Origin of the sequence: Micromonospora humi, assembly GCF_900090105.1 — a bacterium.
Taxonomy (GTDB): Bacteria; Actinomycetota; Actinomycetes; order Mycobacteriales; family Micromonosporaceae; genus Micromonospora; species Micromonospora humi.
This window is the reverse complement of record NZ_FMDM01000025.1, coordinates 19,208-38,166: the sequence shown is the minus strand read 5'-3', so window position 1 is coordinate 38,166 and position 18,959 is coordinate 19,208. Positions and strand designations below refer to the sequence as shown.

The window sequence follows — 18,959 nt, the reverse complement described above, 5'->3', positions numbered from 1 at the left end:
CTCAGTTGACGAGACGGGTGGCCAGCATGTCGGCAACGTCGGCCGGGACTTCCTGGTAGCGAAGAAGCCGGCGGTCCTTGATCGGCGTCGGTGGCCGCCCCGCGCACAGGGCCGCCGCCCGGCCGTACAGCCCGGGCAAGTCAGCGCCGAGCGGCACGTCAAGCACCCGTGCTACTGGGTCGTATGCCAGCAACGGCCGGCCGGCCCGCAGCGCCTCCAGGTGCTTGACCAGCTGCGCCGTACCGATCCGGGCCGTTCCGTTCGCGAGGTCCAGCTCTCGTCGCACTACGTAGGTGCTGCCGAACGACTCTAGGCGGAAGGCACCCGATGCCTCGGCGTGGTGCTGGGGGATCCAGGCGGCGGAGCCGAGGTGAAATTGTTGGATCCGGCGGGCACCCGGCATGGTGACTGTCGGTAGCGCCGCCTCCAAAGCGCTAAGGTCCGGCGCAGCTCGGAGGATGGCCCGGGCGGCGTCCTCGGCCACCGTGACGTCGCCCATCACGCCAGCAACTTCCTCGGCGGCCGTGGGCGACGGCGCGATGAGGGTTCGTCGGCACAGTCCGGGGCCGGTCGTTTCAACAGCGACCTTGGCCCCAGCTTGGTCCGCCAGCTCCTCAAGAGTTTCGAGGTAGCTTGGCGGCCAGTAGCCCGTCAGCAGGTAGGCACCGTCGGCGAGTTGAGCAAAGGCAGGGGGTGCAATCTCCCACTCGACCGGCTCGAGAGTCCGCTCGTCCCGTCGGACCGCGATGTGGGCAAGGGCCTCCAGAGTTCGAGTGAACGTATCGACGAAGAGCAGTGAACCCTCGATTTGCAGCGCGATGCGTTCAAGAGCAGATGTCGCGCCACCACCGGCATGCATGAGCGCGTCCAGGCCGACATCCCAGGTCAAAAGCTCAGCCTGCACCGGCTCGACCTCGTGGACGTCAACGCGATACCCGGCCTCGACCTTATCGCGGGCCCGCTTCCTGCTCTGGGCGGCCCAGTGATTGTTCGGGAACCGTGTCACAAGACCGCAGTCGCGACACACACCGGAGACGAACGCCGTGCGGGCGTACGGCAGCTGGTAGAAGTGGGCTCCGGTGACGAGACACGATGTCGGGTCAGGGGTAGTCAGGACCGCGGTCGCCACCTCCCCATACTCGGTTGGCCGTCGCTGGGTCCACCAAACTGACCGAGGTGCCTGTGTGGTTATGGATAGCGGCGGCGCCTCGGTCGCGACGGCCCCGTCGATGACGGGAGAGGAGACTTCCTCGTAGTGTTCCGCGCTTAGCGCAGACCAGCCCTGGTGGACCGTGGGCTGGTGCGCCAAGCGCGGGCTGCGGCTCCACATCGCGAGGTCCACGGAGTCAGCCGACCTCAACAGGAAGGGCAGGCGCTGCGTGGGATCCTTGGCACCGTTGACAAAGAGCAGGGCCTCATAGTCGCCGACGGGGAGTCGCTCATCTGCGGTATGCAGGATCAGCGCGGCGCCGTCGGCCTCACGTTCCCAGACCACCCGCTCCAGGGCGTCTGCGTCCACGTCGCCCTCGAGGTTCTCGACGTCTCGGCGCGCCACCTGAAGGCAGATGTGCTCTGCCCCGGCCGACACTGCTCGGATCTCAGGCGGTGCGTACGCCGAGAACTTTCGCAGTCGCCCCGGCAGTTTGAGTCCCTCGGCGAAGGCCAGCTGAGAGGACACCGACGGCAGCAGCACGTTGATGTCGGCGCGCGCTCGGGACCTGATCTCGGGCGGCAGCAAGCCCAGGATCTGCACATCCCGGAAAAGCACCCAGCCGGCCGGCACCCCCTCCGATCCGCCGTCTACACGTTGGAATCCCGGACGAGCTATCTGCTCGAGCACCTTTGCGACCTCCCCGGCGAGCGCATCGGATGCGAAAATCAGGCCGTCTTCGGCCAGCTGCAACCGCTCAACTTCGAGGAACAGGCCGAGAGTCTCGTCCTTGCGCAGCGGCACCACCCGTCGAGGCCGCCGTTGGATTGCTTGGTCATCCTCACCCGACAGGACGAGCACGCCGTCGAGAATCGATGACCTCTCGAGCCCAGCCGGGCGCGGAAGGCGGTGCCACCCATTCACCCACGGCATAAAGTCGAGGACCGGCTTATCGTCGCCGACCGCGCTGTCGATCTGCATACAGCGAGGCTCAGGGGGCCCAGGAATGCGAGCGACGACGCTGATCTCCACGCTGCTGCCGAACATGCCGGACCGGGTCAAAGCAACGAGCCTGACCTCGCCGCGGGGCCGCCCCGCCCCTGCAGACAGCGTGGTTACCTCGACCTCGCCGCCGTCCCAGTTCTGCAACTCGAGCGAGACCACACTTGCGATGCGTTCCCGCGTTGCCGCATGCCGGGTCCAGAGCGTAGCGAGATTCTTGCTGATCGGAGCTGGGTCTCGTCGGATCCATTCGTCGAGGAGAGGCTGCATCTCGTGGGGCGCCACTTCCTGCCCAGGATGAAGCCCGTAGTCGGTGAAGAATCGCGGCAACTTGCTTCGGTCATGTTCGCGAACCAGAGCCTGCGAGATGGAGAGACCGATGTATCGGTGAGAGACGGCCACGGCCGAAGGGAGGCCTCGCATGCCGTCCAACCCGGTTAGCCAGGTTGCCAGCACGTTCCAGAAGAACACGACGTGCTGGCGGTAATGCGACTTGAGCCGCTGCTTCTCGTGCTCATCCCTGATGCCGAGAAGCTGAGCAAGCCTGCCGAAGTAGTTGTTGGGCCCCATGTCGGCATCGCGACCCATCCGCTCCGCAGCCATGCTGAACACGGCCAACAGGGCTAGGACAGGGGGTGGATTGAGATCTGGACGGGACGTGTGGGCAGTGCGCCGCCAAGTTCCGAGCCACGTGGTGAGATGCGTGAAGACCTCACCGAAAGTCCCACTGCGGCTCCCACCGAGGCGCAGAACCTCCCGTACAGCTGTGGCTAGCGACTCCTCGACCCCGTCAGATGGGGTCCCGGTCTTTTCGGCGAGTAACGGAACTGTGTCGTTGTCGAGGTCGATGTATACGGGCTGGCCCCCAAGCTCTTCGGGAAAGAAGACTTCCGCGATAGCCTGATTCCAGGCGTCGTACGCTTCCCAGCGAGACATCCTAGATCCCTCCCTGCAGAACGGGCCCAAGTTGCGGCATGGCTTGACGCGTTGCAGGGGTTGCGAGCTGAACGACAGCGCGCATGACCGAGGTCGACTCGCCGGACCCGCACGGCAGAACGTCGACGCCGCCGCCGCATCCGCTGGTGCGCGCATCTGCCAGGACGGCTAGGAGCACACGCTCGGCCTCAACCTGCGGCGAAAAGGCCAACTCGGTAAGCACCGTCACCCCGCTTCCCACTGACGGTGCTCGGACCATATCGCCCTGAGTCCTGCGCGCGGGACCCCCAAGTCTTCAGCCGTTCAGCCGGTCCCCGCTGCCCTGTTTGCGCTGTCAATAGCCCCGCAAGTTGATATTGCTGCGGGGAAAGCAGTCGGATGTTGGTAGCGGTTTGCCCTGCTCAAGGGCACTTTCCTCCCCGTACCGTGAGGCAGAGCTGCAGCTATGATCGAGCGGGCACGGGCCTTCCCAGGCCACCAAGGCCTGTGAGTAAGACCCTCAACTTGTCCGAGATTCGACAGCGAAGATCCTCCTGTACTCCTCATGAGACTTCTTGAGCGATGCGTGCCGGAAGGCGGCGCGGTGAAGGTGTCCCGTAGACGACCCCCGGCTGCCACAGCTGCGCAAAGTGTCCCCCGTCTTGCCATCCATCAATGCCGGTGGAGCAGGACAGCGGCGGTCACCCCGGTCCCGATTGCCCGCCGCCGCCCGGCTACCTCAGCCAGTGACGCGGGTGCGCTGGTTTCCGAGCGCCGCGCCGGTAGCGGTAGCCGCCATTCATTCAAAGATCACGCCGAGGAGGAACTCCGGACGCGTAGGTCGAGGACCGCGGCTTGCCACGCCTGCGGGATGGCATCGCCAGTGCTCAGGTAACCGGCGTGGTGGTTCGCCCAGACCACGGTCTCGCGGAGGCTGACCGCGAGCACCGCGACCAGGGCGGCGAGCCCGGCCAGTATCCCGGCACGCAACCCGGCGCCGAAGGATCGGTTGCGCCAGGCCATGCTAAGCACGACGGTCAGTATCAGGGGCATCGGGAGGAACACCCAGAAACCGAGTATTCGCCCGCGGCCGTGCGCCAGCGACCAGCGCGAGGCAGTCAACATGGCACCTGCCACGACGACCGCGGTCCCTGCAGTCAGCAGCCATGTACCCTGCGGCAGCGCGGATCGCAACGTGCCCCTTACCCCGCCGAGGGCGAGCCTGCGACGCTCGGCTGGCGGGTCGATCGCCGCGAGTTCGGCCCGCAGCGCCGCACGCCAGGCGGTTGTCGGGCAGGTCGGCGGTGGCCAGGTCGAGCACGACCTGCCAGACGTCACGTGCCGCATGCTGACGGCCCGCGGAGCGGGTGCCGAAAGCGGCTCCCAGGACGGGCCATGGGATGTTCCATGCCAGCGCGATCAGAAGAACGTCGAACGGCATCAGCAGGCTCTGTCGCCGAGGTTCGCGACGACGGGAAACAAGCGGGCTCGGCCGCGTGGGCGACCCGTAGCGGCAGGTATACGGCCGCTGTGCCGACGACAACGGCGGCAAGGGTGAGCAGCCCGGCAACGGTGCCTGCCCCGAACCCGCGAGCGCACGACACGGCAGCCCCAGCCGCGCCGACGAACGCGGCGGACCCGAGGGCCGCGAGCACTCCGAGCATCAGGGACAGCAGCACCAGGTCGAGGCCCAGCGTGAACCACTGGTCACCGTGGCGAGGTAGAGGCGCTCCAAACCGGCAGTGAGCAGCGCGACGGCTACGACGATGGCGATCAGTCCCGGCCACACCGGGCGTCTGGTGCCGTTTCGCCATGCGGCGCGGGCGCGGGCGGTGAGCCTACGTGCACCACCCTGGCGCAGGACGCCACGCAGACGGACGGCGAGCACCACGGTCGCGAGCAGAGGCACCGGTAGGAGCAACACCACGATGAAGAGGAAAGCAAGCATCGAGGGCCTCTGAAGGCAGGGGTGGGTCGGGGTCGAACGGTCGAAGATCAGGTGGTCCCGGGCGCGAGCCGGGCCGCACCCGGGGCGGGTGCGCCGTTTGCGGGGCGTGCCGTCGCAGCGACGGCACGCGCGAGTTCGACGCCCGCAGTGCTGAGCCGGAACAGGTGCCGGGCAGGTCGCCCGCGCGGCGGGTCGGTCTCCCAGGACATCTCCACGTGTCCCCGCTCGGCGAGGCGGATCAGGATCGGGTAGACAGTGCCCGCCTTCAGGCCGAGAGCGCGGCACAGGTCGTAGCCGTGGCTCCAGCCCTCGCCTGCCTCGGCGAGAGCGGTGAGCACGGCCGCGGTCTGCGGGGAGGGGTGTCGGGCGCCGGCCATGACGTCATTGTCTAACTAGATAGACTTATCGCAAGGCCCACCTTGATCAGACCTGGGCCTCGCTCACCGGCTCCGGCGCCGCGTGCCGCCCCCCACCGTCCCGCCGCTCGTCCCCGTGCCCCGGCCACCACGCCTTGTGCCCGATCAACCCCGTCAACGCCGGCACGAAGAACATCGACATCACGAACGCCGACAGCACGATCCCGATCGCCACCGCGAACCCCATCTGCTGGAGGAACGAGATCGGCGCGAGCATCAGCACCCCGAACGTGCCGGCCAGGATCAGCCCGGCCGCGGCAACCGTCGGCCCGGCGTGTTCCACGCCGATCGCGGCGGCCTGGTGCGGTTCGTGGCCCTCCCGCGCCTCCTCCCGTAGTCGGGCGATCATCAGGATGTTGTAGTCGGTGCCGATCGCCACCACGAACAGGTAGAGGATGATCGGGAGCTGGAACGTGACGCCCGGGTTGCCCTGGAGCCCCTGGAACACGTAGACGGTCGCGCCGAGCGTGGCCGCGAAGTTGAGCAGCACGGCGATCACCAGGTAGATCGGTGCGACGAGGCTGCGCAGCAGCAGCGCGAGGATGAGCGCGATCAGGCCGGCGGCCACCGGGAGGATCACCGACAGGTCCCGGTTGTTCGCCGAGTTGATGTCGGCGAAGATCGCGGTCGGGCCGCCGACCAGTGCCTTCGTACCCGATGGGGCCTTGTCGTGCAGCGCGTCCCGCAGGTCGTCGCGGACCAGGGTGATCGCCTCGTTGGAGACCGGGTTCTCGTCGAGCAGCAGGTTGATCCGGGCGACGCTCGGGTCGGTGGTGCTGCGCTCGGCCGGCTGCACCCGGGCCACGCCCGGCGCGTCGGCCGACGCGGCGGCGAAGTCGTTGACCTGCTGGTCGGTCAGCGGGGTGCCGTTGCCGGTGGTCAGGTAGACCTCGGTGGGCGCGAGCGCGCCCGCCGCGAAGCCGCGCTGGAGGTCCTTGGCGGCGCGCGCCGACTCGGTGTCCTGCGGGAAGCCGGCGCTGAAGTCGTAGTCGGCCTGGTAGCCGAGCACCCCGGCGGCGAGCGCGACGAGCAGCGCGCCGGAGGCCGCGGCCACCACGGCGGGCCGGCGGCCGACGGCGGCGCCGAGCCGCCGGGACAGGCTCGCCTTCGGGGTACGCTGCCACGCCTTCGACGGCCAGAACACCCAGCGGCCGAGCAGCGACACGACGGCCGGGATCAGCGTCAGCGAGGTGATCAGCATGACGCCGACGGCGATGGCGAGCGCCGGGCCGAGCGAGCCGAAGAAGCCGAGCGAGGCGAGCAGCAGCACCAGGAACGCGACGATCACCGCGCCGGCGGCGGACGTGATGACCTCGCCGACCCGCTGCACCGTGACGATCATGGCGGTGCGCTTGTCGTCGCCGGCGCGCAGCCGTTCGCGGTAGCGGAACAGCAGGAACAGGATGTAGTCGGTGCCGATGCCGAACAGCACGATCAGCAGGATGGTCTGGAGGTCCTGGCTGACGTTGAGGTCGAACGCCGTGCCGGCGGCGGCGACCAGGCCGGTGGTGACGGACATGACCACGCTGATCACCACGACCGGCAGCAGCGCGGCGATCGGGCTGCGGAAGATGATCAGAATCAGCCCGATGATGAGGATGATGGTGGCCACGCCGACGATCGCGAACGCCGAGTTGAACGTGTCCTCGTTGTCGACGAAGCTGGCCACGTCGCCGGCCACCCCGGCGGTCAGGCCGCTGCCGGCCAGTTCCGGGCCGAGGCCGGCGCGCAGGTCGCGTACCGCGTCGAGCAGCTTCGGGTCGTCCGGGGTGTCGGCGTCGAGGCCGACGGAGATGATCTGCACCGACTTGTCCGGCGCGACGGCCTGCGGGCCGGTGAGGTAGCCGGCGGCCTGCGGGATGTTCCGCCCCTTGAGCGCCTGCGCGAGTTGCCCGACGCGAGCCTCGTCGGCCGGGGTGAGCGGCTTGCCGTCGCCGCGCTTGACCACGACGGTGGCGGTGGCGGTGGCCGCCTGCGGGAACGCCTTGGTAGCCAGCTCGGTGGCCTGCACCGACTCGTAGGAGCGCGGCAGGAAGCTCTCCTGGTCGGCGGAGGTGATGTCGCTCAGCGACGGGCTGGCCACGATGATCGCGATCGCGGCGAGCACCCAGCCGCCGATCACCCACCAGGCCTTGCCGACGACGAACCTGCCCAGTCGCTCGAACATCGTTTCCCCCGTGTGTTCGACTGTGTCACCGGGTATCCTACCGTCGGTGACCAATCCTTTTCGGACGGCGCGCGCGGAGGTCCTGGCGGTCTGGTTGCTGGCGACCGTGCCGGCCCCGCTGCTGTTCTTCGAGTGGACCCACCGCTGGGAGGAGGACCCGACGGTCGCCCCCGCGCTGTGGTGGCCGGTGCTCGCCTCACCGGTGCTCGCCGCCGTGCTCGCGGCCGGTCAACCCCGCCGTCGCGGCCCCACCGGCGTCGCGCTCGCGGTCGCCGTGTCCACGCTGGTCACCGCCGTGCTGCTGGGCACGTCGCTGGCCTTCTTCCGGTGGGTGGCGCCGCTGACCGGCGACGCCCGCTGGGAGCGGGCGCTGCTCGGCGGCCTGGCGCTCGCGGTGGTCGGGGCCCTGCTCGGGTACGCCGCCGGCGGGCGTCTCGCCCACCGGGCCCGCCCGGTGTCGCGGCGCGGCTACCTGGTCGGCTGCCTCGCCGTCGTGTTCGGGGCGTTGCTGGCGCAGTCCGCGGTCCGCTTCGGCGCCGAGGGCAGCACGGTCGGGCAACCCCCGACGGAGTACGGCGGAACGGGCCCCTACGCGGTGCCGGACGGGCGGGTCACGGTGCCGGCGGCCGGCACGTACGCGATCTTCCGGGTGGGTTACGCCCGGGCGGGCGCGGACTGCCGGCTCACCGGCGCCGGCGCGACGGTCCGGGCGGACGATCCGGTCTCCGTGCCACCCGGCGACTACGGCGGCGACGCCGCCACGTTCTCCTGGGTCGCCTCGGTGCGGTTGCCGGCGGCCGGCTCGTGGGCGATGAGCTGCCGGTCGACGGAGCCGGACGCGTCCTACGTGCTCGGTGACGAGCCGCGGATCCGTGGCGCGGTCGGCCGGCTGATCCACTGGCCGGTGGGCGTGATCTGGCTGTTCGGCGCGCTCCCCGGCCTGCTGATCGGCGCGGACACCGCCCGGCGGCGGCGCGCCGACCGTCGCCCGGGCGGGACCGGGTTCGTGGACGGGCCCGCGCGGCCGGACGAGGTCGCGGGCGGGGGTGCGGTCGGTGCGCCGGGAAGTGTCGTAGCCGGCTCGTAGCCTGGCGCGGTCATCGACGATCAGCGGGAGGCGACGTGCTCGACCACTTCTCCGTAGCGGTGCGCGACCTGAAGGCCAGCGCCGCCTTCTACGACACGGTGCTGGCCCCGCTGGGCGGCCGGCGGATCATGGAGCCCGGCCCGATCGGCTACGGCGTCGACGCGCCCGACTTCTGGGTCGAGCCCGCCCCGGCCGACTCCGCCCCGGCGCCGGTGCACATCGCGTTCACCGCGCCCGACCGGGCCGCCGTGCGGGCGTTCCACGACGCGGCGGTGGCGGCCGGGGCCGAGGTGCTGCACGCGCCGAAGGTGTGGCCGGAATACCACGCCGGCTACTACGGCGCGTTCGTCCGTGACCCCGACGGCAACAACGTCGAGGCGGTCTGCCACCGGCCGGAGTGACCCGCCGACCGGCGGGGAGGCAGGATGGACGGGTGGAGATCGAGCCGGTCGAGCACGCGCCCACCCGCGCCATCCGCCGGGCCTGGCTGGCGCAGCGTTGGCACGACCTGACGTTCCTGCACTGGGCGCTCCCACCGGAGCGGGTCGCGCCACTGCTGCCGGCCGGCACCCGGCCCGACACGATCGACGGGCTCACCTACGTCGGGCTGATCGGCTTCCGGATGGTCGGGCTGGGGTTCGGCCGCGGGCCGGGCATCCCCTACTTCGGCACGTTCTGGGAGACCAACGTCCGGCTCTACTCGGTCGACGGCGCCGGCCGGCGGGCGGTGGTGTTCCGCTCGCTCGACGCGTCCCGGCTGGTGCCGGTGCTGGTCGCCCAGCTGAGCCTGCGCCTGCCCTACAAGTGGTCGGCGATGCGGCTGGAGCGCGCCGGCGACACGCTCACCTACCGCTGCCGACGCCGCTGGCCCGGCCCGGCCGGCGCGAGCAGCGGGATGACCGTCCGCGTCGGCGCGCCGATCGCCGAGCCGACGCCGCTGGAGCACTTCCTCACCGCGCGCTGGGGCCTGCACACCCGGGCCCACGGCCGCACCCTCCACCTGCCCAACTGGCATCCGCAGTGGCCGCTGCACCGCGCCGAGCTGCTGCACCTGGACGACGAGCTGCTCACCGCCGCCGGCCTGCCCGCGCCGGACGGCCCGCCGGTCAGCGTGCTGCACTCCCCCGGCGTCCCGGTCGTCTTCGGCGGCCCCACAGCGCTCCCCTGAGCCGGTCAGGGCAGCGGGTCGTGGGTGCCGCGCGGGACTCCGGGGCGGCAGCGACGCACCCGCTCGGCGGCCATCCGCCCGCCCACCGCCAGCCCGTGCCGTTCCACCGCGGCCAACCCGTACGCGCTGCACGTCGGCGTGTAGCGGCAGGTTCCCGGCCAGCGGTGCGACAGCCAGCGCCGATAGCCGAGGATGGCGGCCCGCCCGGCCCGGTCCACGATCGGGGTGCGCGCGATGCCGGCGGTCGCCGAGCCGAGGGTGAGCAGCGTCGAGAAGAGCCCGAGGTCGCAGCAACCGGGGCCGTCACAGTCGATGAGGTCACAGTCGCAGTCGCACCAGTCCCGGTGCTTCTTCTTTTTCTTGTGGCGCCGCTTCCAGTCGATCACGACGCCATGATGCGACACCCCCGCCAGCCGCCCGCCGTCCGGACGCGGATCAGGCGGCGTCGGCCAGTGGCGAGAACCGGACGTCGAGCCGCATGTCGAGCGCGCGGGCCAGCCGTTCCAGGATGACGAGGGTCGGTATGGTCCCCCCAGCCTCGAACCGGGCCACCGCCGACTGTGTCATTCCCGCCGCGCGCGCCAACTGGGTCTGACTCCAGCCGAGTCCCTCCCGAAGGTCGCGAACGGCCTGTCCTAGCTCGAAGGCGAGTCGCGCCGCCGCGTACGCCTCCTCTGCGCCAGGCTCCGCCATGCGCCGCTGCCGCAGCGCTTCCCAGTCGGCTCGCTCCGCCATCACTCAACCCCCTCGACCACGGTGTGCCGCTCCGCTGCACAGCGCTCCAGAGCCCTACGAGCTCGTTGGATCTCACGGTCTTCCCGCATCCGCGTCTTGCGAAAGACGGTCAGCAGGATGATCCGCCGCTCCGAGGCGATCCAGTACGTCAGCCTGATCGCCTCGCGCTCCAGGTGGAAGCGCAACTCCCGAAGCTTCCCGTCGAGTTGCCGCGTGTGCGGCTCTCCCAACAGAGGGCCCCGATCGGCGAGCAGGTCGACGTAGAAGGCGGCTCGTGCGAACTCCGCGGTGGACAATTCCTCCAGCCATTTTCGGACCTCTGGCTCCAGCTCGACCATACCCCAGTCCATAGCGTTGATGCTATGAGTTCCCACGCCTCGACAACCGTCCCGAGCCGGCGTGTCGCTGGTACGGATGGGGCGGGAGCCGACCGGAACGGGTCCGGTGAGGTCGGGTAGGCGGGCGGCGGGGCACCCTAGCGTCGAAGGCGTAACCAGGAAGGAGCATCGGGTGCTGGATCGGCTCAACCAGGCCATGGACCACCTCGAACAGCGGCTCGACCAGCCGCTCGACGTGGCCGCGCTGGCCCGGGTCGCCTGCGTGTCGGAGCACCACTTCCGGCGGCTGTTCTCGGCGTTGGCCGGGATGCCGCTGACGGAGTACGTGCGCCGCCGCCGGCTCACGGTGGCCGCCGCCGACGTGCTCGCCGGGCGGGAGTCGCTGCTCGACGTGGCGGTCCGCTGGGGGTACGGCTCGAACGAGGCGTTCGCCCGCGCGTTCCGGGTCGTGCACGGCGTCGGCCCGGCCGAGGCCCGCCGCACCGGGTCGGTGCTGCGGTCCCAGCCCCGGATGTCCTTCCGACTCGTCGTCGAAGGGAGCACGAGCATGGACTACCGGATCGTGACCAAGGAGGCCTTCCGGCTCGCCGGGGTGAAGGCCCGGGTGCCGCTGGTCCACGAGGGGATGAACCCGCACATCGTGGCGTTCCTCAAGAGCGTGGACCCGGAGACGGTACGCCGGATCGAGGCGCTGTCCGACCAGGAGCCGCGCGGCGTCGTCAACGTCAGCGACGACCTGGCCGGCGACCGCGCCGAGGGCACCGAGCTGGACTACTGGCACGGCGTGGTGACCGGCGCGGAGGTGCCGGAGGGGCTGGACAGCCTGTCGGTGGAGGCCGGCGACTGGGCGGTCTTCCGCAGCTCCGGCCCCTTCCCGCAGGCGCTGCAACATCTGTGGCGCGACGTGTTCACCCAGTGGTTCCCGTCGAACCCGTACGAGATCCGGCCCGGGCCGGAGATCTCCCAGGTGCGGATCGCCGAGGGCGGCGACACCGCCGACGCGGAGCTGTGGATCCCGGTGCGCCGGGCCTAGCGTCGCGCCTCGGCTGCGGCCCGCGCCAACGCGGCCGGCACGTCGTGTACGTGGTAGGGGTGCTCGGCCGGCTCGATGCCGGCGAGGAACATCGCGTACACGGCGGCCAGCCGCAGCGGCGCGACCGGCCGGAGCAGGTCGAGCGCCCGGTGCGGGTCGCCGCCGGGCGCGGCGGCCCGCCACCGGTCGGCCCACGCCTCGACGAGCCGGCCGGCGGCGGGATCGTCGAGGCCCTCGGTCAGGCGCAGGATGTCGAACGCGGGATGCCCGGCGAACGCGTCCGCCCAGTCGATGGTCACCGACCGGGTGCCGTCGCCGCGCACGTTGCCGGGGTGCAGGTCGCCGTGCACGAGCGTGTCCGGCAGCCCGCAGTCACGGACCCGCCGCAACCGTTCGTCGAGCCCGTCGAGCAGCCCCGCGGCCACGGACACGTCGTGCCCGGCCAGCCGCGCCCGGATCCACTCCGCCAGCCGCGTCCCCCGCAGATCGGGTACGCCGTCCGCGACCAGCCGATCCACCGCCCCCACGGCCCGCCGCTGCCGCACATGGTGGTCGGCCATGATCGCTGCCAGCTCCGCCTCCCCGGCCCCGTACCGGTCCTCCCCCGGCACGTGTTCCAGCAGCACCCGCCCCTCCCCGTCGGCCGCCAGCACCACCACCCCACCCCCCGCTCCGGCTCCGGCTCCGGCTCCGGCTCCGGCGATCAAGGGGTTCGGGTCATGAGGGAGATCAACGGAGACGCGAAGTCCTTGGTCAACGGGGTGGGTGAGGGCCGGGAGGGCCAGCCAGCGCAGCACGGTGGGCTCGTGGTGGGCGAACGGGGGGATCTGCTTCAGCCAGGCGGGGCCCACCGGGGTGTCCAGGCGCCAGATCGCGGAGAGGTTCCAGGTGCGCTGCTGCCCCACGGCGGTCACCGGGCGGCCGAGGCGGCGCAGCTCGCCGGTGGCCCAGGCGACGCTGTGGGCCGGACCCCCGGGCTCCGCCCACGGCTGGCGCAGTGGATGCGGCGCGAGGTCCACGGCGACCGGTTCCAGACGCACCGCCGGCGCCACGGCGGCCCGGGTCGTGGGCGCCGCCGACGCCACGACGACCTCGGACGGGAGCGCCGCCGGGGCCACGACGACCTCGGACGGGAGCGCCGCCGGCGCCACGGCGACCTCGGACGGGAGCGCCGCGGGGGCCTCGGTGAGCTGGGCCAGGTAGCGGACGTGGCCGCCGGGTGGATGCGGGCGGTCGGCGTCGAGCAGCCGCAGCACGGCCACGTCGACGCCGTGCCGCCGGCGGACGCCGTCGACGATCGAGGCCACCTGCTGCCACCACGGGTCCGGCACCTCGAACGGGGGCAGCGCGCCGAGCGGCCGGCCGGCGGCGTCGACCAGGACCACTGTCACGGTGCGGGACACGGCCGGACGCTAACCGAGCACCCCTACGGGAGGCGAGCGGATTCATCCGGGAGCGGTGCGGGGCCGACCCCTGATGTCCCGGCGGCCGACGGCCGACAGGCTGAGGCAATGAGCCTCCTCGATTCCCCAACGCGTGCGGCGTTCCGCTGGTTGCGGCCGGTCGGTGTGACGTCGGCGTCGCTGCTGCTCGGCTACGGGCTGCTGCGCCTGCTGGACCGCCTGGACGGGCACAGCGACAAGGGCGCCTGGGCGTGGAACACCGGGCACACCCTGTTCCTGGTCGGCGTGCTCGGGTTCGCCGCGCTGATCGTCGGGCTGCACGGCCTGCTGCGTACCCGGTCGGGCCGGCTGCGGACGCTGGACGACGTGGCCGCGCTGGCCGGGCTGGTCGGCGCCGCCGCGTTCGTCTGGGTGATCCTCGGTGACCTGTTCCCGCGCTTCGCCGACGCGGTGGACACGCCCGGCCTGGTGCTGTTCGGTGGGCCGGCGCTGTTCGAGCTGGGCCTGCTGGTGCTGCTGTACCGGGCGGCGGCGACGCGGCTGCTGCCGGTGTGGGCGCCGGTGCTGGTGCTGGTCGGGTTCGTGGCGATCGCGGTGAACCTGGACCTGCTGCCGGTCGGCGCCGCGCTGATCCTGGCCGGCCTGCTGCCGCTGCGCGACCGGGGTGTTAAGCGGGGGCCCCGCCTATACCGAAAGCGTTAACCGGGGGCCCCTCCTTACATCCACACGGTGCGGCGCAGGCCGCGGTGGCCGGCGCAGGCGTCGCGCTGACCGCCGGTGCGGCTGACCGCGCCGTCGCGGCACTGCACCAGCCAGCCCCGGCCGGCCCAGAACCCGGGCACGCACTCGAACCAGTCGCAGACCCCGGCGGCCGGCTTGCGGATCCGCTGGCCGCCGCAGAAGTCGTACCCGAACGGGTTCGGCGGGGCGCCGCAGCGGCGCTCGACGGCGGGCTGCGGGTCGGCACCGCCCGGCGCGGACCGGCTGCGGCGCGGCTCCGGGCTGGTGCTCGGCCGGGTCCGGACGGCGGGGGCGACCGCCGGCGGCGCGGGTGAGGCGGTGGCCGCCGGGGTGGCCGCGGCGGCGCGTTCCGACCCGGCCCGGGTGGGCGGGTTGGACTCGACGAGCATCGCCGGCACGGCCAGCGCGAGCGCCGCACCGACCGCCACGGTCCGCCGGCCGCCGGGCAGCCGCGCGGAGAACCGGGCCTGGGCCGGGGTGAGCACCGCCGGGCGTTGCGGGCGCAGCTCGGCGTGCTCGGCGAGCAGCTCGTCCAGTTCGGCGACGACCGCGGCGCGCTGCTCGATCGCGTCGGCGAAGGCCAGCGTGAGCGTGAACCGGAAGTCGGCCGCCGCGCCGGTGGGCAGCAGCAGGCCCGAGGTACGCCGCCGGTCCAGCACCTGGATCAGGGTGACCGGCGCCGCCGGGTCGTGGGACAGTCCGGTCATCCGGCCGTACGCCCAGTCGCGCCGGCCGCGCCCGCCGAGCAGCACGAGGCGCCGGTTGGTGAGCACGGCCAGCCCGGCGTCGACGACCCGGACCCCCTCGGGGCGGCGCGGGCGCAGCACCGGCGGGTCCGGGTCGACGGTCAGGTCGGGGGCCGGCAGCACCGCGGTGTGCCGCACCTCGACCAGTTGCGCCGCCGGCAGCGTCCAGAAGACCACCTCGCCGGGGGACAGCTCCATCGGCAGGCCCACGCCGGCCCGCTCCGACCCGTGGAAGGAAACCGCGAGGGTACGCAGGCGGCGCAGCTCGTCGTCGCGGCGTCGCCACGCCTCGTCGGCCGCGCGGAACGCGCGCTGCCGCCGCTCGTTCTGCCGGTGCGCCCACCGGTAACGCCATGTGGAACCCGTCGAATCAGTCATCGCCACGCCGACTCCTCCGCCGCGCGAGCCCACCAATCGGGGTGTCACTCTGCACAACGGCCGGGCAGGGGTACGAAGACACGCGAAAGTCACTAATTAGTCCGAATGGTTGATTGACGGTCGCTCCGCTTCGCCATGCGAGCCGCCGGAGGCGTCGGTAACGTCAGCCGCAGGGCGGGGCGGACGCACCCGGCGAGGCGAGTGGAGGTGCACCGGTGGGCGACCCGACCGTCGTGGTGGGCGTGGACATCGGCACCACCAGCAGCAAGGCGGTCGCGTTCGACACCGACGGCCGGCAGTTGGCCAGCCACTCGATCGGCTACCCGCTCGAGGAGCCCCACCCGGGCTGGGCCGAGCAGGACCCGGACCTCATCTACCAGGCCGTGCTCGGGGTGATCCGCGCGGTCGTCGACGAGCTGGGCGAGCCGGTCGCCGGCCTGTCCTTCAGCACCGCCATGCACAGCCTGATCGGGCTGGACGCCGACGGCAACCCGCTCACCCCGTCGATCACCTGGGCCGACTCCCGGGCCAGCGCGCAGGCCGAGCGGCTGCGCGCCGCGCCGTCCGGGCTGGCGCTGCACCGGCGCACCGGCACCCCGGTGCACCCGATGGCGCCGCTGCCCAAGCTGGTCTGGTTCGCCGAGCAGGAGCCGAAGCTGCACGAGCGGGTCTCGCACTGGGTCGGGATCAAGGATCTCGTCCTGCGGCGGCTGGCCGAGGCGCTGGTCACCGACCATTCGGTCGCCTCGGCCACCGGCCTGATGGACATCCACCGGCTGGCCTGGGACACCGAGGCGCTGCGCGTCGCCGGCATCACCGAGGAGCAGCTCCCCCAGCTCGTCCCCACCACGCACGTGCTGCCCGGGTTGACCGCCGACGCCGCCGAGGCCACCGGCCTTCCGGTGAACACCCCGCTGGTGGTGGGCGCCGGTGACGGCCCGCTGGCCAACCTCGGCCTCGGCGCGGTACGCCCCGGCGTGGTCGCCTGTTCGATCGGCACCAGCGGCGCGATGCGGGTGATGGTGGAACGCCCCGGCGTGGACCCGCTCGGTGGCGTGTTCTGCTACGCGCTGACCGAGGACCGTTGGGTGGTCGGCGGCGCGATCAACAACGGCGGGATCGTGCTCCAGTGGGCGCACGACGCGCTCGCCCCGGAGCTGGGCGAGGACGCCGAGGAGGAGCTGCTCGGTCTGGCCGCGCAGGCGCCGGTCGGCTCCGGCGGGCTGATCATGCTGCCGTACCTGCTCAGCGAGCGGGCGCCGCACTGGAGCGCGTTGCCGCGCGGCGCGTACATCGGGTTGACCCACGGCCACGGCCGCGCCCACCTGGTGCGGGCCGCGCTGGAGGGGGTCTGCCAGCAGCTCGCGCTGGTCCTGGCGTCGGTCCGCGCGGCCGGCAACGAGGTACGCGAGGTCCGTGCCAGCGGCGGCTTCGCCCGCAGCCCGCTGTGGCGGCAGATCCTCGCCGACGCGCTGGGCATGCCGGTGCGCTTCCCGGCCGGGCACGAGGGCTCCGGTTTCGGCGCCGCGCTGCTCGGCATGCAGGCGCTCGGCCTGATCTCCTCGGTCGAGGTCGCCGCCGACCTGGTCCGGATCGACGAGACGGTCCACCCCGATCCCGCCGCCGCCGCCACCTACGCGGCGCTGCTCCCCCTCTTCTCCGAGCTGTACGACGCGCTCGTGCCCACGTTCGCGTCGCTGCGACGGCTGGCCCCGAGCCTGCCGCCGGAGCCACCACCGACCGCCCCTCCCCGATGACCAACCAGAGGTCGTGATTGCCGTGGTAACACTGCTCGCCGCTCCGGCGGAACCACTCACGAACGCCGGCAACACCCAACTCGTCGTCGCCGCCCTGCTGGGCATCGCCGCGGTGGTGCTGCTCATCGCCTGGGGCAAGGTGCACCCGTTCCTGGCGCTGATCCTCGGCGCCGCGGTGCTGGGCGTGGTCGCCGGCGTCTCCGCCGACAAGATCGTCACCTCGTTCAGCGGCGGGGTCGGCTCCACGGTCGGCGGTGTCGGCCTGCTGATCGCGCTCGGCGCGATGATCGGCGGCATGCTCGCCGAGTCGGGCGGGGCGGACAGCATCGTCGAACGGGTGGTCGGCCGGGTCTCCGGCGGCGCGCTGCCGTGGGCCATGGCCGGGGTGGCCGCGCTCATCGGCCTGCCGCTCTTCTTCGAGGTCGGCGTGGTGCTGCTGGTGCCGATCGTGCTGCTGGTCTCCCGCCGGGTCGACGTGCCGCTCATGAAGATCGGCATCCCGGCGCTGGCCGGCCTGTCGGTGCTGCACGGCCTGGTGCCGCCGCACCCGGGCCCGCTGGTGGCGATCGACGCGCTCGGCGCCAACCTCGGCCAGACGCTCGCGCTGGGCCTGCTGGTGGCGATCCCCACGGTGATCATCGCCGGTCCGGTCTTCGGCAACATCATCGCCCGGTACGTGCCGGCCACCGCGCCGGAGGCGCTGCTGCCCACCCGCCGCGACCTGGCGGTCGCCGGTGACCGCAGCCCCACCCGCCCGGGCGACGGCCGGGTCGACGCCGACGGCGACCTGGTCACCGAGGACGACCTGGTCAACCCGGGCACCGGGCGTCCGGGCGCGTCGATCGACGAGCCGGCCGGGCCGCGCTCCCGCCGGGCCCCCGCGCTCTGGGCCGCCGTGGTCACCGTGCTGCTGCCGGTGGCGCTGATGCTGCTGCGGGCCATCGGCGAGCTGACCCTCGGCGAGGACACCGCCGGGCGCAAGGCGCTGGACATCGCCGGCACCCCGATCATCGCCCTGCTCGCCGGCGTCATCTTCGCCATGATCTTCCTGGGCTACCGCAACGGCTTCAGCCGCAGTCAGGTCTCCGGCTTCCTGGGCGGCTCGCTGCCGGCGATCGCCGGCATCCTGCTGATCGTCGCCGCCGGCGGCGGTTTCAAGCAGGTGCTCGTCGACGCGGGCGTGGGCAACCTGGTCGCGGACGCGGCCGAGGGCGCCAACCTGTCGCCGCTGCTGCTGGGCTGGCTCGTCGCGGTCGGCATCCGGGTCGCCACCGGCTCGGCCACCGTCGCCACCATCACCGCCGCCGGCATCGTCGCGCCGCTGGCCGGCACGCTCCAGGGCCCCGAGGTGGCGCTGCTGGCGCTGGCGGTCGGCTGCGGTTCGCTGTTCTTCTCGCACGTCAACGACGCCGGTTTCTGGCTGGTCAAGGAATACTTCGGGCTGACCGTGGGGCAGACCATCAAGAGCTGGTCGGTGATGGAGACCATCATCTCGGTGGTCGGCTTCCTCGGCGTCCTTCTGCTCGACGTCTTCATCTAGCCGTCCGTCCGCAGGCGCGACCGCAACCGCAACCCGCGCCCGCCCCGGCACGCCAAGCACGAGCGGCGACCAGCCGGCACCGGCGGTCGAGGTCCCGGCGATCCTGGCCCGGCGCCGTCAGGACTCGGCGCGGTCAGGACGCCGGGCGCTCACGGGGCCTCGACGCCGGCGATGCGGAACTTGTGCACCTCGGCGCCGAGGATCGCCGTCACCTGGTCGGCGTCCGGGCCGGAGCCCCGGAACGCGAGCAGCTGCTCGTCGGACTCCCACCGCTCGTACACGTTGATCCGGCCCGGCTCGACCAGGTCGGCGCTGACCGCGAAGTCGACGCAGCCGGGCGCGGCGCGGGCCGCGCGGACGGCGTCGGCGCAGGACGCCAGGTAGGCGTCCCGCCGGGCCGGATCGACGTAGAGGGTGCCGGCGACGATGAGCATC

General features: G+C 72.2%; 18 protein-coding genes. 7 read left to right on the top strand and 11 right to left on the bottom strand.

What is annotated here, in order from left to right; genetic code table 11:
• Position 1: 1 nt before the first annotated feature.
• The 5 genes from GA0070213_RS30145 to GA0070213_RS30125 form a co-directional block, all read right to left on the bottom strand.
• On the bottom strand, positions 2-2,770 hold the full coding sequence (locus GA0070213_RS30145; protein WP_139128753.1) for a hypothetical protein: 2,769 nt from the start codon (positions 2,768-2,770) through the stop codon (positions 2-4).
• Positions 2,771-3,877: 1,107 nt separating this feature from the next.
• Positions 3,878-4,405, bottom strand: coding sequence for a hypothetical protein (locus GA0070213_RS31285; protein ID WP_139128752.1), 528 nt, complete (start codon positions 4,403-4,405; stop codon positions 3,878-3,880).
• Between the two features lie 325 nt (positions 4,406-4,730).
• Positions 4,731-5,015, bottom strand: a complete 285-nt coding sequence (locus GA0070213_RS31280; RefSeq protein WP_139128751.1) for a hypothetical protein — start codon at positions 5,013-5,015, stop codon at positions 4,731-4,733.
• 47 nt (positions 5,016-5,062) lie between these two features.
• On the bottom strand, positions 5,063-5,392 hold the full coding sequence (locus tag GA0070213_RS30130; protein WP_091072291.1) for a PadR family transcriptional regulator: 330 nt from the start codon (positions 5,390-5,392) through the stop codon (positions 5,063-5,065).
• A gap of 46 nt (positions 5,393-5,438) precedes the next feature.
• Positions 5,439-7,598, bottom strand: a complete 2,160-nt coding sequence (locus tag GA0070213_RS30125) for an MMPL family transporter (protein WP_091072287.1) — start codon at positions 7,596-7,598, stop codon at positions 5,439-5,441.
• 46 nt (positions 7,599-7,644) lie between these two features.
• Between GA0070213_RS30125 and GA0070213_RS30120 the strand changes: the two genes are divergently transcribed.
• The 3 genes from GA0070213_RS30120 to GA0070213_RS30110 are packed head-to-tail and all read left to right on the top strand — an operon-like array spanning position 7,645 to position 9,853.
• Positions 7,645-8,685 carry a hypothetical protein gene (locus GA0070213_RS30120; RefSeq protein WP_245716621.1) on the top strand — a complete coding sequence of 347 codons (1,041 nt, stop codon included), beginning with the start codon at positions 7,645-7,647 and terminating at the stop codon, positions 8,683-8,685.
• 35 nt (positions 8,686-8,720) lie between these two features.
• Positions 8,721-9,086: a VOC family protein gene (locus GA0070213_RS30115; RefSeq protein WP_091072284.1), complete on the top strand. Its 366-nt coding sequence runs from the start codon at positions 8,721-8,723 to the stop codon at positions 9,084-9,086.
• Positions 9,087-9,118: 32 nt separating this feature from the next.
• Complete coding sequence (locus GA0070213_RS30110; protein ID WP_091072280.1) at positions 9,119-9,853, top strand: YqjF family protein; 735 nt, start codon at positions 9,119-9,121, stop codon at positions 9,851-9,853.
• Positions 9,854-9,858: 5 nt separating this feature from the next.
• Here GA0070213_RS30110 and yidD read toward each other — a convergent pair whose 3' ends face one another.
• Genes yidD through GA0070213_RS30095 form a run of 3 tightly spaced genes read right to left on the bottom strand, consistent with a single transcriptional unit; the run spans position 9,859 to position 10,926 of the window.
• Positions 9,859-10,239 carry a membrane protein insertion efficiency factor YidD gene (gene yidD / locus GA0070213_RS30105; RefSeq protein ID WP_245716620.1) on the bottom strand — a complete coding sequence of 127 codons (381 nt, stop codon included), beginning with the start codon at positions 10,237-10,239 and terminating at the stop codon, positions 9,859-9,861.
• Between the two features lie 49 nt (positions 10,240-10,288).
• On the bottom strand, positions 10,289-10,588 hold the full coding sequence (locus GA0070213_RS30100; protein WP_091072345.1) for a helix-turn-helix domain-containing protein: 300 nt from the start codon (positions 10,586-10,588) through the stop codon (positions 10,289-10,291).
• Positions 10,588-10,926: a type II toxin-antitoxin system RelE/ParE family toxin gene (locus GA0070213_RS30095; RefSeq protein WP_217628676.1), complete on the bottom strand. Its 339-nt coding sequence runs from the start codon at positions 10,924-10,926 to the stop codon at positions 10,588-10,590. Before GA0070213_RS30095 ends, GA0070213_RS30100 begins: the two co-directional genes overlap by 1 nt.
• 172 nt (positions 10,927-11,098) lie before the next feature.
• Here GA0070213_RS30095 and GA0070213_RS30090 point away from each other — a divergent pair, with 172 nt between their 5' ends.
• The gene (locus tag GA0070213_RS30090) at positions 11,099-11,959 is read left to right on the top strand and encodes an AraC family transcriptional regulator (protein ID WP_091072269.1); all 861 of its coding nucleotides are present in this window, start codon (positions 11,099-11,101) and stop codon (positions 11,957-11,959) included.
• Here GA0070213_RS30090 and GA0070213_RS31920 read toward each other — a convergent pair.
• Complete coding sequence (locus tag GA0070213_RS31920; protein ID WP_245716619.1) at positions 11,956-13,362, bottom strand: phosphotransferase; 1,407 nt, start codon at positions 13,360-13,362, stop codon at positions 11,956-11,958. The genes GA0070213_RS30090 and GA0070213_RS31920 overlap by 4 nt on opposite strands.
• A 108-nt stretch (positions 13,363-13,470) precedes the next feature.
• Between GA0070213_RS31920 and GA0070213_RS30075 the strand changes: the two genes are divergently transcribed.
• Positions 13,471-14,064, top strand: coding sequence for a hypothetical protein (locus tag GA0070213_RS30075; RefSeq protein WP_091072265.1), 594 nt, complete (start codon positions 13,471-13,473; stop codon positions 14,062-14,064).
• A 14-nt stretch (positions 14,065-14,078) separates the two neighbouring features.
• On the opposite strand, the gene GA0070213_RS30070 is transcribed toward GA0070213_RS30075, so the two are convergent.
• Positions 14,079-15,233, bottom strand: coding sequence for a hypothetical protein (locus GA0070213_RS30070; protein WP_091072262.1), 1,155 nt, complete (start codon positions 15,231-15,233; stop codon positions 14,079-14,081).
• A 209-nt stretch (positions 15,234-15,442) separates the two neighbouring features.
• Between GA0070213_RS30070 and GA0070213_RS30065 the strand changes: the two genes are divergently transcribed.
• Positions 15,443-16,984, top strand: a complete 1,542-nt coding sequence (locus GA0070213_RS30065; protein ID WP_091072255.1) for a gluconokinase — start codon at positions 15,443-15,445, stop codon at positions 16,982-16,984.
• A gap of 22 nt (positions 16,985-17,006) precedes the next feature.
• Positions 17,007-18,524 carry a GntP family permease gene (locus tag GA0070213_RS30060; protein ID WP_091072253.1) on the top strand — a complete coding sequence of 506 codons (1,518 nt, stop codon included), beginning with the start codon at positions 17,007-17,009 and terminating at the stop codon, positions 18,522-18,524.
• 149 nt (positions 18,525-18,673) lie between these two features.
• On the opposite strand, the gene GA0070213_RS30055 is transcribed toward GA0070213_RS30060, so the two are convergent.
• The gene (locus GA0070213_RS30055) at positions 18,674-18,958 is read right to left on the bottom strand and encodes a putative quinol monooxygenase (protein WP_091072247.1); all 285 of its coding nucleotides are present in this window, start codon (positions 18,956-18,958) and stop codon (positions 18,674-18,676) included.
• Position 18,959: the final 1 nt, after the last annotated feature.

Excerpts from the sequence above, each read along its gene's own strand:
- GA0070213_RS30055 (WP_091072247.1), bottom strand. The coding sequence starts at position 18,958 with ATGCTCATCGTCGCCGGCACCCTCTACGTCGATCCGGCCCGGCGGGAC.
- GA0070213_RS30125 (WP_091072287.1), bottom strand. The coding sequence starts at position 7,598 with ATGTTCGAGCGACTGGGCAGGTTCGTCGTCGGCAAGGCCTGGTGGGTG.
- GA0070213_RS30130 (WP_091072291.1), bottom strand. The coding sequence starts at position 5,392 with ATGGCCGGCGCCCGACACCCCTCCCCGCAGACCGCGGCCGTGCTCACC.
- GA0070213_RS30100 (WP_091072345.1), bottom strand. The coding sequence starts at position 10,588 with ATGGCGGAGCGAGCCGACTGGGAAGCGCTGCGGCAGCGGCGCATGGCG.
- GA0070213_RS30095 (WP_217628676.1), bottom strand. The coding sequence starts at position 10,926 with ATGGTCGAGCTGGAGCCAGAGGTCCGAAAATGGCTGGAGGAATTGTCC.
- GA0070213_RS31280 (WP_139128751.1), bottom strand. The coding sequence starts at position 5,015 with ATGCTTGCTTTCCTCTTCATCGTGGTGTTGCTCCTACCGGTGCCTCTG.
- GA0070213_RS30075 (WP_091072265.1), top strand. The coding sequence starts at position 13,471 with ATGAGCCTCCTCGATTCCCCAACGCGTGCGGCGTTCCGCTGGTTGCGG.